The organism is Sedimenticola selenatireducens (assembly GCF_007625115.1).
In the GTDB taxonomy this organism is placed as follows: domain Bacteria; phylum Pseudomonadota; class Gammaproteobacteria; order Chromatiales; family Chromatiaceae; genus Sedimenticola; species Sedimenticola selenatireducens_A.
Genome location: NZ_VMNH01000009.1, coordinates 147,345 through 162,708, shown reverse-complemented (window position 1 = coordinate 162,708; position 15,364 = coordinate 147,345). Strand labels below are relative to the sequence as shown.

Sequence of the window (15,364 nt, the reverse complement as noted above, 5' to 3'; positions counted from 1 at the left end):
TGCTTCAATCCAGAGACATGCCATCAGCATGTCATTTAAATTTTACGTATCGATTCGCAATGATGCTTAGAGGGTTAAACCTTTTGAGCCACGAGAGATACCAGAAGGCCCAGTGCGTACTACCTCAACGATCAGATCCTCTTCAATCGCCTTGACGAAGGCATCCAATTTAGAGGCCTGCCCGGTCATCTCTATCAAATAACTGGTATCAGTGACGTCAATAATCTTACCGCGGAAAATATCCACCAGACGCTTGATCTCTTCACGCTGACTCTTTTCAGCCTTGACTTTGATCAGCATCATCTCACGCTCAACGTGAGGGCCCTCAGAGAGATCGAGTAGCTTGACGACTTCCACCAGCTTATTGAGCTGTTTAGTAATCTGTTCAATGATATTTTCATCGCCCCGAGTAACCAAGGTCATGCGGGAGAGAGAAGCGTCCTCTGTCGGAGCAACGGTTAACGACTCGATATTGTAACCGCGGGCGGAGAACAGTCCGGCTACCCGTGAAAGTGCGCCTGCTTCATTCTCCATCAAAATTGAAATGATATGTCTCATGGTTATACCAGCTCACTTTTCGGGGGAAGATACATCTCGTGGTGACCCTTTCCGGCTTCAATCATCGGATAGACGTTTTCAGTCGGATCAATCACGACATCCATAAATACCAGTCTATCTTTCAAGGAGAAGGCTTCTTTCATTGCCCCTTCCAGATCGGCTGGTTTTTCGATCTTCATTCCCACGTGGCCGTAGCTCTCAGCCAGCTTAACAAAGTCCGGTAAGGCATCTACATAGGAGTGCGAATAGCGGCCATCATAGAAGAACTCCTGCCACTGGCGAACCATTCCCATATAGCCGTTATTCAGCAACATAATCTTGATTGGTAAGTCATGCTGTTTACAAGTGGCCAACTCCTGTATACACATCTGGATACTCGCCTCGCCAGTCACTAGCGCCACATCCGCACCGGGATGAGCCATCTGAATACCCATGGCGGCAGGCAAGCCAAAGCCCATCGTTCCGAGCCCGCCAGAATTGACCCAACGCCGCGGCTTATCAAATCCATAGAACTGAGCCGCAAACATCTGATGCTGTCCGACATCAGACGCTACAAATGCGTCCCCATTGGTCACTTTATGCAGGGTTTCTACCGCAAACTGCGGCTTGATCTGCGGGTGACTGCGATCATAGGTAAGGCATTTCGCAGAACGCCAGCTGTCAATCTGCGCCCACCATTTTTTCAAGGCCGCAGTATTAGAACTCTTCTTGCTCTCCTTCAGCACCTTCAACATATCCTGAAGTACGCCTTTGACTGGGCCTACGATTGGCACGTCCACCCTGACATTTTTTGAAATAGATGAGGGGTCAATGTCGATATGTATAATTTTTGCATTCGGGCAGAAATGGGCGATATGCCCCGTTACCCGATCATCAAACCGGGCACCTATGGCGATCAGCACATCGGTGTCGTGCATGGCCATATTGGCTTCATAGGTACCATGCATACCCAACATGCCAATGAACTGCTTATCACTTGCCGGGTAAGCACCCAGCCCCATCAGGGTATTGGTGATGGGAAAATCAAGTGTCCGTGTGAGTTCAGTCAACTCATCGCTGGCATTCCCAATAACGACACCGCCTCCAGTGTACAGAACCGGCCGTTCGGCACTCAGTATAAGGTTGACGGCCTTCTTAATTTGCCCCAGATGCCCCTTAACGACTGGACTATAAGAACGCATTTTGATCTTTTTAGGATATTCGTAAGGAATTTTGATATTCGGATCAGTGATATCCTTTGGAATATCTATCACCACGGGGCCTGGCCGACCTGAGGTCGCGATAAAAAACGCCTTTTTAAAAGTCTCGGCGATGTCTTTGACATCTTTTATCAGGAAATTGTGCTTTACGCAGGGACGTGTGATACCAATTGTATCCACTTCCTGAAAGGCATCACTCCCTATGAAAGGGGTCGGGACCTGGCCAGTAAGCACGACCATCGGAATGGAATCCATATAGGCGGTGGCGATACCTGTAACGGCATTCGTTGCCCCAGGACCGGACGTTACAAGAGCGACGCCTGGTTTACCGGTAGAACGGGCATACCCATCCGCTGCATGGGTGGCTGCCTGCTCGTGGCGCACCAGAATATGTTTTACGAAATCCTGCTGAAACAGCGCGTCGTAAATATGGAGCACAGCCCCGCCAGGATAACCAAACACATGCTCAACGCCTTCGTCTTTCAAACACTGAATGACGATCTCGGCACCACTCAATTCCACAAAAAACCTCCCAAACAACCAGTTAACGGGCTATTCCCGCACCAGCCTACACAATAAACAGGGGAAAAATCGAACGGTACAAATTACTCATATAAGACAGGTAGGTCAAGCTAGATTGGCCAATAAACCATTGAGGATCACCCTGTCAGAAGCGATCAGGAATACAACTCACCGAGCTTCAACCAGGTTCAGGCAATTCAAACGAACAAAATCAGATTGGTCAGCTTGGTCTGTCCGGATCATTTATTATGTCGATTCAGAGAGTTACTTCAACAATGTAAAAACCATTGTTTTGCGAAATCCATCCTTGCTGCCTAAGAAACCAAACCCTACAATGGCAGCCATAAATTAAAGATCGGCTTCTTCACAGTCTATACAAGGATGATACACATGGTTATCCGAACAGCATCTCTTCTGGGTCTTGCCTTGTTATTGGTCGGCAGCGCTGAAGCGCGCATGTATCGTTGGGTAGATGACAGCGGTATGACGGTTTACTCCCAGTCTCCTCCTCCCTCAGGTGAGGCCACTGAAATCAAGGTCAACACATCGACTGCAGCCCCACCTGAAAAACCATCAACGGATGGACAGGCAAAAGAGGCGGCGGCCCCAGAGAAACCAGCTGGCCCTACCAAGGCTGAGATCGAAGAATCCAACAAAATAAAGGCTGATAACTGCAAAGCGGCGACCAGCAATCTATCCCTGTATGAAAATCTAGGTAATAAATTGGTCAAGACGCCGGATGGTCTCTATAAGCGGCTCACTGAAGAGGAGCGCCAACAAAAAATACAAGAGAGCAAAAAAGGCATCGAAGAGTACTGTGATAAATAATTACCAAGAGAATAAACTAATACTAACACATTGATATTTAAAGATATAATAATCGTAATATAAATAGATTACTGCATCATTGGCGGGCTGTTTAGGATAATTCCTACAAATCGCAGTAGTACATCCCTACACTCGATCCTAGCAATGTGAGCCATACTTTATCCACCGTCAAGCAAGGAAGGCCATGGATCGGCACAACTCTTCAAGGATGGGCGAATGGATGCCATTTTCTGCCTAAAGAATACGACGGCAACCCCGAAGATAAGGAAAGTCTTCGGGGTTTTTTATTGCCTAAGCTAAATCGACGACCCCTACTACGATCACAGCCATGATCACTCAGGACGGCCAATAAAATACCCCTGCGCTCCATCCATATGAAGCGAAGGCAGCAGTTCCCAGGCGCTCTTTGTCTCAATCGCTTCTGCGATCACCTCAATCTCCAGCCCATGAGCAATCTCGGCAAGGGCCTGGACAAAGAACTGATTATCGCTATTCTGCTCAATTGAGCGCATAAAACTGCCGTCTATCTTCAAATAGTGGACCTTCATAGAGCGTAAATAAGCCAATGAACCAAAACTGCGACCAAAATGATCAATTGAAAGCCTGGCACCATAGCCTGTTACCAAAGCCAATAGTTCGGTGACCTTGTCGATATTGGCAACCACACCATACTCCGGCAGCTCAAAGATCATACGCGGGGCAACCTGCTTATACTCCTGCAGCTTTTCCTCCAACCAGCCCATAAATCCATCCTGCTTTATGGAGGGTGGCGAGATATTGATCGCATACTGAATCTGGTCATTCGGCGAATCAGTGAGTAATTTAAGTATCTGGGAGATCACATTTTTATCGATATCTGCCGTCATGCCCAGACTCTCCGCTTGCGGCATAAACAACCCGGCAGAAAGCAATCCACCTTCATCGGGCAAATCCAGATTTTCAGGGATTCGCACTAATACTTCCCGATGCAGCAGGATCTTATCGGTACAGGTGACAACAGGCTGGAACTGAAGCTTGATGACGTTCCGCTCAAGGGCCTGGCCAATAAAATCACGCCATTGAGAGGCACCCCTAACCTGACCCTGAACCTTTTCATCTGAGCGGGCCAGATGCCAATCATTTGCGCCAGATATTTGGGCCATGCGCAGTGCCGTATCAGCCTCTGAAAGCAGTATCGAGACGCTCTGACTACCATCAAAGTAACTCACACCCACATGCCCAACGTCCGGATCAGCCAACTTCCCTGTACCATACAGCCCAACCAGCGTCGCCGAGAGTTGTTCTGCCAACTCAGCCGCTTGCTGCTCGGAACACTCTTGCACCAGCAGGGCAAAATCGGCACCCGCAAGATGGGCAAGCTGACTTTTTGGCCATTGCGCAGAAACCGCTTCCAACTGCTTGGCCGCATCCTGCAGCAATTCATCACCCGCCTTATAGCCATGACTATCGTTATACTGTTTAAATGCTTTCAACTGAATCAGACAGAGTGCTCCACAAGAAAACTCCTCGATTGAATTGACCTGATTGGTGAGCAAATCCATGAAAAAGCGCTTATTCGCCAATCCCGTTACGGGATGCTGGTAAGCCTGGCGCCTCAATCCTAAGACCCGTCGCTCCAGCTCATCAAGCATCTGCCGTACTTTGGCGGACATACGATTCATGGCCTCGACAATGCGGCGCATGTCTGTTGTTCGCGGCATCTTCTCCAGTATTGGAAACTCTCTGTTACATATAGCGTTTGCCTGCTCCTCAACAGCCCGAAGCGGACGCAACACCTGACGCAACAACACAACGCCAATCAACAACGCAATGACAGCGCTTACCAAAAACCACCTGAGCGTACTCGCTATGGTCTGCCACAACTGATTGTAGGCATAGCCCGGGTGACTCCTCACGACGACCCGACCACTTTGTAGCCAGCCATTCATCAGGGTCGCCTGCCCTTCTGGAGTGGTCAGCGGAAGACGCTCTATAAACCATTCAGGCACGCCTTCGATCTGCACTGGCAGCACCCTGTCCACCAGAGGTTTACCCTGCATATCTTCGATACGAATCACTCGATAGAAGCCGCGATCGAAAATGGCATCCGTCATGGATGTCACGGTTGCAATATCGTTATTTTCCATATAAGGCGATATCGATAGGCCCAACGAGGTGGCCGCATCCTGGGCATGAGACTCCAACTGCTTTTCAAGATAATCACGCGTGTTATGCACGCTTATCAAGAAGGTACCCGCAAACACCAGCAGCAGTAGGGCAACAATCAATGCCACAAGCTGTTTCGACAAAGTCATAATGCTTTCCCCTGGATTATTTCCTTTGGCCATCGTCCGGCCTTACTAGCTACTCTTTTAAACTGATACCGAAAACCGTTCATTTCGACGCTTCCTTTGCCATTCTGGCTTTCAGATCCTGCCATAGACTGATACGCGTAGATGACCCAACCTTCTGTCCACGGCCCCTGTTTTTGGCCAGCCAGAGGCCTTCCGCATTAAAACTGTACACGGGCGCAAGGTCTCCTCGCTTATCAGCGGAGAGAATCTGGCTATTAAGGTTGTCGAGCACTAAAGGCACAGCGGACTCTTCTGGATAGTAGGTTAGAACCATATGGGCCTGATTCAACTCCAAGGCCTTCACATACATAATGCGCATTTTTTCATCAGCCACACCCATCTCCCTGAGCGTGAAATACTTGGCTATGGAGTAATCTTCACAATCGGCCTGACCACGCCCTAACGCTTCCAACGGAGTAGCCCAGTAATCACTCTTACCCCAAATATTCAGATCAGATCGATACGTTAGTTTATTGAAAAAGTCATTCACTAATAGGAGCTTCTCATCTTCACTTTTATCTTTATGGCCTTCCATCAGCCCCTGCCATTCATGCATTCTGGCTGCAGCAGGCTCACCGTATTTTTGCTTGACCCACTGAATAAGCTCGGCATTGACCAAGCTCTCTGCAGTGACCATACCGCAAAGCAATAACACGGCCATCAGTAAAGACCACCCGATCAATTGACGGCGATCGTCCAAGATTGCGCTGTGATTACATTGATTGGCAGGCGTTATTAACAAAGGTGCTACCGAAATTGAAGGCCAAATATCTTCTATATAATCGGCAGATACAGATAAAGCTGTAGATTTTTAAGGAATAAATCGCCATATCGTCCTCTGGACGCCCTTCTTAATTTGTCCCAATCAAGGCATATCGTTAGAATAGATCGATTTGCACCAAGACCCCCTGGATTTCACACACATGCGCACATCCCAATTCCCACTCCAGACTGTGAAGGAGACCCCCTCCGACGCCGAGATCAGTAGCCATCAGCTGATGATAAGGGCCGGTATGATCCGAAAGCTCGCTGCGGGCCTCTATACCTGGTTACCGCTGGGTCTTCGTGTACTGCGAAAGATTGAGACTATCGTCAGAGAAGAGATGGATCGCTCAGGAGCACTGGAAGTGCTCATGCCATCGGTCCAACCAGCAGAACTCTGGCAGGAATCTGGTCGCTGGGAACAGTATGGCCCGGAACTGCTACGGATTAACGATCGCCATAAACGTGCTTTCTGCTACGGGCCGACCCACGAAGAGATCATCACTGATCTGGCACGGAATGAGCTGCACAGTTATAAACAACTGCCCATCAACTTCTATCAAATTCAAACCAAATTTCGCGATGAGATTCGACCACGATTTGGCGTGATGCGGGCACGCGAGTTCCTCATGAAAGATGCCTACTCTTTCCATGTTGACCAGCCGTCCTTACAGCAGACGTATGATTTGATGCACCAGGCTTATAGTCAGATCTTTACCCGCTGCGGCCTCAATTTCAGGGCAGTCCAGGCAGACAGCGGCAGCATCGGTGGTAACGCATCAAAAGAGTTCCATGTATTGGCTGACTCAGGAGAAGACGCCATTGCCTTCTCAACAGAGAGTGATTATGCGGCAAATATTGAGACCGCAGAGGCCGTTGCCCTTGGATCAGAACTGCCGGCCCCAACCGAAGCGCTACGACTCATCGATACGCCAAATACCAAGACTATTCAGGATCTGGTGGAACAGTTTCAGCAACCTATTGAGCGAACCATCAAGACACTGATTGTTGTCGCCGATGAGTCACAAAAAACACCGTTCATCGCCCTTCTGGTTCGCGGTGATCACGACCTGAACGAGATTAAAGCGGAGAAGCTGCCTGAAGTGGCCTCCCCGCTCACCTTTGCCACAGAAGAGCAGATCAGGGATACCATTGGAGCAGGCCCCGGTTCACTGGGACCGATCAACCTACCCATCCCCTGCATTGTGGATCGCACTGTCGCTCTGACGGCCGATTTCAGCGCTGGGGCGAATCAGGATGGACAACACTATTTTGGCATCAACTGGGGACGCGACCTACCCCTCCCCAATATCGCTGATATCCGCAATGTTCAAGAAGGTGATCCCAGTCCTGATGGCAAAGGTACCTTGACCATTGCTCGTGGTATTGAAGTGGGACACATTTTCCAATTGGGCGATAAATACAGCGACGCCATGAAGGCCGCCGTTTTAGATGAAAACGGGCGTAGCGTGGTTATGCAGATGGGCTGTTACGGTATCGGCGTCTCCCGTGTGGTAGCGGCTGCCATTGAGCAAAACCACGATGACAGCGGTATCATTTGGCCAGCCAGCATCGCCCCCTTCCAAGTTGCACTTTGCCCTATGAAAATGGATAAATCGCATCGGGTACGAGAAGCAACAGAGGCGCTATATCAAGCCTTAACCGAAGCGGGTGTTGATGTGCTGCTGGATGACCGTGGCGCACGCCCAGGGGCCATGTTTGCCGATATGGAGTTGATTGGCATACCGCATCGAGTGGTCATCGGAGAACGCAGTCTCGATGATGGCAAACTTGAGTATCGCGGCCGCACTGATACAGAGAACCACTTAATTGAGATTGAGCAGGTCGTCCCCTATCTGCTCAAACAAGCAGGCATCACCACCTGAATATAGAGATACGCAAAGGAATGTGGCTCATAATTGATACGAACAATAACACAGAGAAACTGGATTCATGGCTAAAGAACAGAGCTTTACAAAAGATGAGTTGCTTGAATGCGGCCACGGAAGAATGTTTGGTGAAGGTAATGCACAGTTACCAACACCTAACATGCTAATGATGGATAGAATCACCCGCATAGCAGATGAAGGTGGCGCCTATGGCAAAGGTGAAATCCTGGCTGAACTTGATATAACCCCGGATCTGTGGTTTTTCGACTGCCATTTTCCAGGCGACCCTGTCATGCCGGGGTGTCTGGGGCTCGACGCCATGTGGCAGGCCGTCGGATTCTATCTAGCCTGGCTGGGTAACCCAGGTCATGGCCGAGCCCTGGGTGTTGGCGAGGTTAAATTCACCGGCCAGGTACTCCCCACAGCCAAGAAGGTCACATACCAAATCGATCTCAAGCGTGTCATCACACGTCGCCTGGTCATGGGCGTGGCCGATGCCGTCATGAAGGTTGATGGCCGTGAAATATACACGGCCAAGGATTTACGCGTAGGGCTCTTCGTCTCTACCGATAATTTCTAGACGACATCTCTAGATTCAGGCAAGGGGTGATGATGCTACATCAACGCCCCTTGTCCTCACACCCTGCCACCCGTCCGCTCTTTACTGAGAAGAAAAAAGGTCATGCACTCTTGAGCAATACACCGTCAGCGCGCTACAGAATAGTGTGACCCAGTCGACAAAAAAACAGGTCTCCGGACCAAAAACAAGATATGAGTTCCTAAATACAGAATTTATGACACCCAATCCGCATACAAACTTGTCATTCTTGGCTTAATATTCAGCTATATCGGTCGAAACCTGTTTTTAATATGACTCCAGACATCATCAGCATCGACAGTCAGGCTAAAGAACGCGCACAGCAGGACAAGACCCTCCGCATTCTCCAGATTACTGACAGCCATCTCCATACGGATCCCGAATGGAGACTGGCCGGAATCAATACCCAGACGAGTTTCGAGTGGGTGATGGATCTTGTACAGCAGGAAGCAGATACAATTGACCTGCTACTGCTGACAGGGGATCTCGTTCACGATGCGTCCATTACTGGATATACCCGATTAAGGCAGCATATACAGCGGTCCGGCATCAGGGCAAGTTGCCTGCCTGGAAATCACGATAAGCCTGAGACATTACGCATGCACTTGGCCGGTGAGCGGGTGGATGTCCCTAAGGTCGTTGATCTAGGCACCTGGGTGCTTATTTTGCTTGATTCCACCATCCCGCACTCTGAGGGTGGGCACTTGAGCGATCAAGAGTTGGAGCTATTACAACAATCACTCAATAACTACGCTGATCGGCACATCTTGATCGCGCTGCATCATCACCCTGTAAAGATCAATAGCGCCTGGATGGATAAGATGTCGCTGGATAATCCAGCACCTTTTCTGGCCATTCTTGAGCAACATAACAACGTAAAAGGCGTCGTCTGGGGACATATCCATCAGACCTTCGAAGCGGTTCATAACGGCATTAGGTTGATGGGCACCCCTTCCACCTGTATTCAATTCGTAGAGAATCAAGACAAGTTTGGCATCAGTACCGCTCCGCCAGGATACCGCTGGCTGGAACTCTCCCCTGATGGTCTAATCAACTCAGGAATAGAACGAGTCGAGGCACTTCCACCAGGGCTTGATCTTAAAACAGCCGGCTATTAAGCCGTTACTCCCCAGTCCGCATCAACAGCGACATCTGTCATTTTTCCGGTTAATATGTGGAAAATGAGAAGAATCGGAAACGTCGCAGATCCGGTCATATATTTGGAGTATAACAATGCAGGGTTTCGTACTAAGTGCCTTAACCTGGGTACTGTGTTCTAGCATCGCAAGCGCAGAGAGTTTTCCTCCCTCATCCTACACATCGACCAACAATAACGTATGGCGACCGGATGAAAATGCATCCGCTCAGCAAATGACACCGCCTGCCGCACAAGGGCAATATCAGCCACCCTACAATCAACCTCCGGCTGTGCAGAGCTTCAATCAACCACCGCCCAATCAACGGTTCAGCCAGTACCCTGAAGAGATACCACAAAACAACAGTGCACCCCCGACAGACTACGCACCTCCACAGCGTTATGACTCGGGATACTATGCCTACCCACAGGCCCAACCTAACTATTGGGGTAACAGTCCCTATCCTGTAGCCCCCAATTACCCCTCTGGCTACTACTCTGAACAACCTTATAGCTATCCCTATGTGTATGAGACAGCACCCCCGATCAACGAGTACACTGCGCCCCAGGGATACGGCTACCCGCAAGAATATGGTTATGAGCAAGAGTATTATGCCCCCCCACAGCCGGAGTCTATCCAGGGCTATGGGGCAGCATATCCCCCTGGATATGGGCCAGAATATGGGGCAGCCCCCCCCTACCAAGAAGCACCTTACGGCTATCCAGCTCAGCAGCCAGGGCCAATGACTTATCCCACCCCGGCACCTCAACAGGGCTATGGGATGGGGGAACCTCAATACCATCAGGGCATGATGCAACAACCCCAGACACCAACAGACAGTGCGCAGGGTGAATGGCGTCCCAACACACCAGAGAGTGCTGCCGAAACCCTACCTCAGCAAGTCCAGAGGGATAACGGCACCCTGATCAATGGAGCACCGGCCATATTCAGGCCCTGGACCGATCCGACAACTTCAACAGAGGAAAACACAGAACAAACAAGACAATGAAACGAGTCATCAAACAGCCGGCCCGCTTCTTTCAGCAACCACTGGGTAGTTCTAAGCGATGGTGAAAGCGGGTAGATCCTGATAGGGGACAGGTTCAGAGGCCACACCACTCACTTTCGCCTGTGAAGGTCCTCTCGTCAGCCAGACACGCATCTGCTCAACCGCTTCAGGTTCACCACAAGCCAACACCTCAACGCGGCCATCCGATAAGTTCCTGGCATAACCTGTGATTTCAAGGCGCTCCGCCTCAAAGCGAGTTGAGGCACGAAAGAACACCCCCTGAACCTTCCCAGACACAAGAAAACGCATACAGATACTCAAATTCAACTCCTTCAGTTGTTGCTGTTTTTAACCTGTTTCAGATCATTGGAGTGCCGTTCAATCATCTGCTCAATCATCTCCTCCGTCACACTGCCTATACGCCTCTCTATCAATTCACCCTGAGGTGAAATCAACAATGATGTTGGCAGAGCAGATATGCGACCAAGAACCGTCGTTCCATCAGAAGGCGCCAATAAGACGGGGTAGCTGATAAACATACTCTCAACAAACTCTTTTAACTCAGCCAGTTCAATATCTTCCATATTGACCCCAACTACCATGGCATCTTTATCCTTATGTGCCGCATGAAAGCGCTCCAGCTCTGGCATTTCTTCAATACAGGGCGGACACCACGTGGCCCAGAAGTTAATCAACACCCATTTCCCTCGAAACTCAGATAAGGCGCGATCTTTACCCGTGAGGTCAGGCAAGATCAGGTCCGCACCCTGGGCAGGTGAAAATAACGAAAGCAACAATCCCAACAATAATAACTTCAGAATTTGCATGAATCGCTTTTCTTTATAGTGATCGGCTTTAAATTAACTTTATCCATACGATAGAAGGTACTCAGTGGAGTTGCCATCGTCTCATCATATAATCGATTCACCTGCTCAATAATCTCACCCAGATGGATCTCTTCCGGTTTAGATGAAACCTTGAGCATTTCTGCATCCGGCAACACGCCTGGTCGGATATTGTACAAGTCCCGTAGTGTGACATCCGACAGATCTCTGGCCAACACCCATTCACCCGTATCCGTCGTCGCAAGAAAATGGGCCTGGCGTAACCCACCAAGGTGGCCTTTGAGTGAATCAAGACCCATCGGTTCTAAATGATGGGCCAGGGTTTCAAGAGATTGACTCTCGCCCTGCTGTTGCGCCGAAAACAACAGACGCAGGATACGAAACCGGGCCAATAGCGGATTAATCTCACCCTGGGTATCCGTATCCCCTTGCTCATTTAGGAGACTGAGGCAACAGCTAAACTCCGCACCCATCAAGGCAATCGCCCAAGAGAGATAAATCCAAACTAGAAACAGGGGAATAACGGCCAATGCGCCATAGATCGTCTCATAGGTTGGGAAATGCGTAAGATAGTAGGCAAATCCCCGCTTGGCCAATTCAAAGAGCAAGGCAGCCAGTACACCTCCAGCCATTGCATGCAAAACAGGCACAGGTTGGTTAGGAACTACCAGATAGAGCAGACTGAATGCAACGGCAGACGCAAAAAGCGGCATTAGCTGGAACAGACGATCACCCACCCCATACCGTATGGCCGCATCCGATAAAAAAGGCAGCGATGTCAGGTAGGAGGTAGCCGCAACACTCAACCCGATCAGGAGTGGCCCCAGCGTTAATATAGCCCAGTAGACCATAAATCGATTCAGCGGCCGGCGCTTCTTATCAATCCGCCAGATGATATTAAAGGCCCGCTCAATATTGGCCATCATCAACAACGCAACCACCACCAAAAAAACCAATCCAGGGCCCGTCATCCGCGCAGCATTCTTGCTGAATTGGTTTAAGTATTCGTGAATAATCTCGCCGGATTCCGGCATAAAGTTATTGAAGATAAAATTCTGAAGCTGAATGACGACTCGATCCCCGACTGGAAATGCGGCAAATATCGCCAATACGACCGTCATCAACGGGACAATCGAGAGCAGTGTGGTAAAGGTCAACGCCGCCGCTGTAGGTAATCCTTGATCCGCAACGAACCGAGACACGAGGAGTGCAAAAAAATGTTGAACTTGTCGGAAGTTCATCCTTGGTCACCCCAAAAGATCATAGTTTCCCATCAACACAAATTATAATTACTCCCAATTAATACATGATTCTGCGGACAATGCATCAAACAGAAGACCAATAACCACGACACCGTTGAATAAGCACACCTATCACGGCTGTTTAGAACCCTGTGGTTTCGTTACAATAGAATCAATTTTATCAGGAGAGTCGAGGTCACCATGCCGGTTAAGATCTACCACAATCCCCAATGCAGCAAATCTCGCCAAACGCTTCAACTCCTTGAGGATGAAGGTGTCGATGCCGAGGTCATTGAGTATCTGAAGACACCACCCAGTAAAGACGAACTGATCAGCATACTCGACGGTCTCGGATTGAAACCCCGCCAACTTATGCGGCAGGGAGAGGCCGAATACGCGCAAGCCGGTCTGGATAATCCAGATTTGACACAAGATCAACTGATTCAGGCGATGCTGGATTACCCAAAACTGATCGAGCGTCCGATCGTAGTAAAAGAGGGTAAAGTCATTATCGGTCGTCCGCCTGAACGTGTACTGGATATCCTCTGATGCCAGACATACTCATCCTCTACTATAGTCGCTATGGCGCCACTGCAGACATGGCGCGTCAAATCGCCCGAGGTGTTGAAGAGATCAACGGCATGCAGGCACGGATACGTACAGTGCCACCAATTTCGACTGTCTGTGAAGCGACAGAACCTGCCATTCCAGAGAGTGGGGCGCCCTATGTCACATTGAGCGATCTACAAGAGTGCACGGGTATGGCACTAGGTAGTCCCACCCGATTTGGCAATATGGCCGCGCCTCTGAAATACTTTATCGACAGTACCAGCTCACTCTGGCTCACCGGCACACTGTCTGGTAAACCGGGCGCTGTATTCACCTCCTCATCCAGCCTACATGGAGGGCAGGAGACCACCCTGATATCGATGATGCTACCGCTGATGCACCACGGCATGCTTATCACTGGACTCCCCTATAGTGAGACCGAACTATTGCATACCACGACCGGCGGAACCCCCTATGGCCCAAGCCATCTGGCGGGGGTCGACAGTAAGCTCCCACTGAGCGAGGATGAAAAAAAGCTCTGCCGTGCACTGGGCAGTCGACTCGCCACAATAGCGAAAAAACTGCTCAGCGCCTGATCGCCATGTCAAAACAACTCGCACTGGGTTTCACGCTACCAGAAAAAGCCACCTTAGAGAGCTATGTACCTGCCACAAACGAACAGGCTGTCGCAGATATGGCGGCTTGTGCACGCGGTCACGGCGAGCCGTTCATCTATCTTTGGGGTTCTGCTCAGACCGGGAAAAGTCATCTACTCCAGGCCGCCACGCAAATTGCCGACGAAGCTGGGAGAAGTGCACTCTATATTCCACTGGACCAGGCCAAACAGTTCTCACCGGAAATCTTTGACGATCTGGAACAATTGAACTTGATATGTCTGGATGGCGTTGAGCAGATTGCAGGAGATCCTGCATGGGAACAAGGGCTGTTCAATCTGTTTAATCGAATACGGGAACAGGGCAATTCACTCCTGGTTTCAGCACAGTGCAGTCCGTTGAGTTTACCGATAAAACTCCCCGACCTCAGTTCTCGACTGAGCTGGGGACTCTGCTATCAGCTGCAACCACTAGATGATCAGCAGAAAGTGACCGCACTCATTGAAGATGCGGCCAGACGCGGCCTGGAAATGAGCGAAGAGAGCGCAGGCTACATACTCCGGCACACGCCACGGGATATGGGATCGTTGAGACAGTTGCTAGAAGAGTTAGATCAGGCTTCGCTTGAGGCACAACGTCGCTTGACTATTCCGTTTATCAAGGCATTTCTGCAACGAAATCCAACATAATTTCGCAACGCTGATTATTAAGGGTTTTTCTTGTGGCTCAGCGCTAAGCGACTCCAAACCCATACATAATTGACGCCACTGGCCACTGTGGTTATCAGCACAACCCAGATCAAGCTATCAATAAGCAATTCAGGTAATGATACCAGCCCCCTATCGAGGACTACCGCTAAAACCAGGACAATCTGAGAAAAGGTATTTACCTTACTGATCATACTTGGATGGGCATCAAGCTCCATCACGCGGAAATGATAGACCAGCGCACCCGTCACAATGATCAGGTCACGCAGGATCACCAGTAAAACCAACCACACGGGTATTATGCCAATCAGTGCCAGGGTGAGATAGCTGGAGACGAGAAGTACCTTATCAGCCAATGGATCAAGCAGACCACCAAGCTGACTCTGCCAGCCATAGTGCTTGGCAAGATAGCCATCCAGTCCATCAGAAATACCCGCAACTGCAAACAGTACCAAGGCAATACCAAACTGCTGCTCCAGTAGCATCCAAACCACGGGGACAGACATGAAAATCCGTAATACGCTAATCAGATTGGGTATGTCTTCTCTTTTCAACATCACAAATAGTCGGAATC

General features: G+C 49.7%; 16 protein-coding genes. 8 read left to right on the top strand and 8 right to left on the bottom strand.

The features are described 5' to 3' along the window. Positions 1-66: 66 nt before the first annotated feature. Both ilvN and FHP88_RS09615 read right to left on the bottom strand, forming a co-directional pair. A complete protein-coding gene (ilvN, locus tag FHP88_RS09620) occupies positions 67-558 on the bottom strand; it encodes an acetolactate synthase small subunit (protein WP_144358827.1) in 492 nt (163 codons plus the stop codon). A gap of 2 nt (positions 559-560) precedes the next feature. Beyond that, a complete protein-coding gene (locus tag FHP88_RS09615; RefSeq protein ID WP_144358826.1) occupies positions 561-2,279 on the bottom strand; it encodes an acetolactate synthase 3 large subunit in 1,719 nt (572 codons plus the stop codon). A gap of 390 nt (positions 2,280-2,669) precedes the next feature. Here FHP88_RS09615 and FHP88_RS09610 point away from each other — a divergent pair, with 390 nt between their 5' ends. After that, positions 2,670-3,107 carry a DUF4124 domain-containing protein gene (locus FHP88_RS09610; RefSeq protein WP_186297674.1) on the top strand — a complete coding sequence of 146 codons (438 nt, stop codon included), beginning with the start codon at positions 2,670-2,672 and terminating at the stop codon, positions 3,105-3,107. 332 nt (positions 3,108-3,439) lie between these two features. Here the strand turns inward: FHP88_RS09610 and FHP88_RS09605 are convergent, their stop codons facing one another. Both FHP88_RS09605 and FHP88_RS09600 read right to left on the bottom strand, forming a co-directional pair. After that, complete coding sequence (locus tag FHP88_RS09605; protein WP_186297673.1) at positions 3,440-5,401, bottom strand: EAL domain-containing protein; 1,962 nt, start codon at positions 5,399-5,401, stop codon at positions 3,440-3,442. Between the two features lie 79 nt (positions 5,402-5,480). Next, positions 5,481-6,101, bottom strand: a complete 621-nt coding sequence (locus tag FHP88_RS09600; protein WP_144358823.1) for a transglutaminase-like cysteine peptidase — start codon at positions 6,099-6,101, stop codon at positions 5,481-5,483. 262 nt (positions 6,102-6,363) lie between these two features. Between FHP88_RS09600 and FHP88_RS09595 the strand changes: the two genes are divergently transcribed. From FHP88_RS09595 to FHP88_RS09580, 4 genes are all read left to right on the top strand, one after another. Continuing rightward, positions 6,364-8,088: a proline--tRNA ligase gene (locus FHP88_RS09595; protein WP_144358822.1), complete on the top strand. Its 1,725-nt coding sequence runs from the start codon at positions 6,364-6,366 to the stop codon at positions 8,086-8,088. Positions 8,089-8,155: 67 nt separating this feature from the next. Beyond that, on the top strand, positions 8,156-8,671 hold the full coding sequence (gene fabA / locus FHP88_RS09590; protein ID WP_144358821.1) for a 3-hydroxyacyl-[acyl-carrier-protein] dehydratase FabA: 516 nt from the start codon (positions 8,156-8,158) through the stop codon (positions 8,669-8,671). A gap of 290 nt (positions 8,672-8,961) precedes the next feature. Further along, positions 8,962-9,807: a 3',5'-cyclic-AMP phosphodiesterase gene (gene cpdA, locus FHP88_RS09585; protein ID WP_144358820.1), complete on the top strand. Its 846-nt coding sequence runs from the start codon at positions 8,962-8,964 to the stop codon at positions 9,805-9,807. Between the two features lie 115 nt (positions 9,808-9,922). Beyond that, positions 9,923-10,834, top strand: coding sequence for a hypothetical protein (locus tag FHP88_RS09580; protein ID WP_144358819.1), 912 nt, complete (start codon positions 9,923-9,925; stop codon positions 10,832-10,834). 51 nt (positions 10,835-10,885) lie between these two features. Here the strand turns inward: FHP88_RS09580 and FHP88_RS09575 are convergent, their stop codons facing one another. Genes FHP88_RS09575 through FHP88_RS09565 form a run of 3 tightly spaced genes read right to left on the bottom strand, consistent with a single transcriptional unit; the run spans position 10,886 to position 12,920 of the window. Then, positions 10,886-11,143 carry an acylphosphatase gene (locus FHP88_RS09575; RefSeq protein WP_144358903.1) on the bottom strand — a complete coding sequence of 86 codons (258 nt, stop codon included), beginning with the start codon at positions 11,141-11,143 and terminating at the stop codon, positions 10,886-10,888. 23 nt (positions 11,144-11,166) lie between these two features. Further along, the gene (locus FHP88_RS09570) at positions 11,167-11,661 is read right to left on the bottom strand and encodes a TlpA disulfide reductase family protein (RefSeq protein ID WP_144358818.1); all 495 of its coding nucleotides are present in this window, start codon (positions 11,659-11,661) and stop codon (positions 11,167-11,169) included. After that, a complete protein-coding gene (locus FHP88_RS09565; RefSeq protein WP_144358817.1) occupies positions 11,649-12,920 on the bottom strand; it encodes a virulence factor BrkB family protein in 1,272 nt (423 codons plus the stop codon). The genes FHP88_RS09570 and FHP88_RS09565 overlap by 13 nt, the downstream gene beginning before the upstream one ends. 201 nt (positions 12,921-13,121) lie before the next feature. On the opposite strand from FHP88_RS09565, the gene arsC reads away from it, so the two are divergent. The 3 genes from arsC to hda are packed head-to-tail and all read left to right on the top strand — an operon-like array spanning position 13,122 to position 14,772. Further along, positions 13,122-13,469, top strand: a complete 348-nt coding sequence (gene arsC, locus FHP88_RS09560; protein WP_144358816.1) for an arsenate reductase (glutaredoxin) — start codon at positions 13,122-13,124, stop codon at positions 13,467-13,469. Then, a complete protein-coding gene (gene wrbA / locus FHP88_RS09555; RefSeq protein ID WP_144358815.1) occupies positions 13,469-14,065 on the top strand; it encodes an NAD(P)H:quinone oxidoreductase in 597 nt (198 codons plus the stop codon). The genes arsC and wrbA overlap by 1 nt, the downstream gene beginning before the upstream one ends. A gap of 5 nt (positions 14,066-14,070) precedes the next feature. Further along, positions 14,071-14,772, top strand: coding sequence for a DnaA regulatory inactivator Hda (gene hda / locus FHP88_RS09550; protein ID WP_144358814.1), 702 nt, complete (start codon positions 14,071-14,073; stop codon positions 14,770-14,772). Between the two features lie 17 nt (positions 14,773-14,789). Here hda and FHP88_RS09545 read toward each other — a convergent pair whose 3' ends face one another. Beyond that, positions 14,790-15,347: a CDP-alcohol phosphatidyltransferase family protein gene (locus FHP88_RS09545; protein WP_313957289.1), complete on the bottom strand. Its 558-nt coding sequence runs from the start codon at positions 15,345-15,347 to the stop codon at positions 14,790-14,792. Between the last annotated feature and the right edge of the window lie 17 nt (positions 15,348-15,364).

Bases quoted from the DNA above. Each gene is read 5' to 3' on its own strand.
- FHP88_RS09610 (WP_186297674.1), top strand. From the start codon at position 2,670: ATGGTTATCCGAACAGCATCTCTTCTGGGTCTTGCCTTGTTATTGGTC.
- wrbA (WP_144358815.1), top strand. From the start codon at position 13,469: ATGCCAGACATACTCATCCTCTACTATAGTCGCTATGGCGCCACTGCA.
- FHP88_RS09605 (WP_186297673.1), bottom strand. From the start codon at position 5,401: ATGACTTTGTCGAAACAGCTTGTGGCATTGATTGTTGCCCTACTGCTG.
- FHP88_RS09545 (WP_313957289.1), bottom strand. From the start codon at position 15,347: ATGTTGAAAAGAGAAGACATACCCAATCTGATTAGCGTATTACGGATT.
- ilvN (WP_144358827.1), bottom strand. From the start codon at position 558: ATGAGACATATCATTTCAATTTTGATGGAGAATGAAGCAGGCGCACTT.
- arsC (WP_144358816.1), top strand. From the start codon at position 13,122: ATGCCGGTTAAGATCTACCACAATCCCCAATGCAGCAAATCTCGCCAA.
- cpdA (WP_144358820.1), top strand. From the start codon at position 8,962: ATGACTCCAGACATCATCAGCATCGACAGTCAGGCTAAAGAACGCGCA.
- FHP88_RS09600 (WP_144358823.1), bottom strand. From the start codon at position 6,101: ATGGCCGTGTTATTGCTTTGCGGTATGGTCACTGCAGAGAGCTTGGTC.
- FHP88_RS09570 (WP_144358818.1), bottom strand. From the start codon at position 11,661: ATGCAAATTCTGAAGTTATTATTGTTGGGATTGTTGCTTTCGTTATTT.
- FHP88_RS09565 (WP_144358817.1), bottom strand. From the start codon at position 12,920: ATGAACTTCCGACAAGTTCAACATTTTTTTGCACTCCTCGTGTCTCGG.
- hda (WP_144358814.1), top strand. From the start codon at position 14,071: ATGTCAAAACAACTCGCACTGGGTTTCACGCTACCAGAAAAAGCCACC.
- FHP88_RS09580 (WP_144358819.1), top strand. From the start codon at position 9,923: ATGCAGGGTTTCGTACTAAGTGCCTTAACCTGGGTACTGTGTTCTAGC.
- fabA (WP_144358821.1), top strand. From the start codon at position 8,156: ATGGCTAAAGAACAGAGCTTTACAAAAGATGAGTTGCTTGAATGCGGC.
- FHP88_RS09595 (WP_144358822.1), top strand. From the start codon at position 6,364: ATGCGCACATCCCAATTCCCACTCCAGACTGTGAAGGAGACCCCCTCC.
- FHP88_RS09575 (WP_144358903.1), bottom strand. From the start codon at position 11,143: ATGCGTTTTCTTGTGTCTGGGAAGGTTCAGGGGGTGTTCTTTCGTGCC.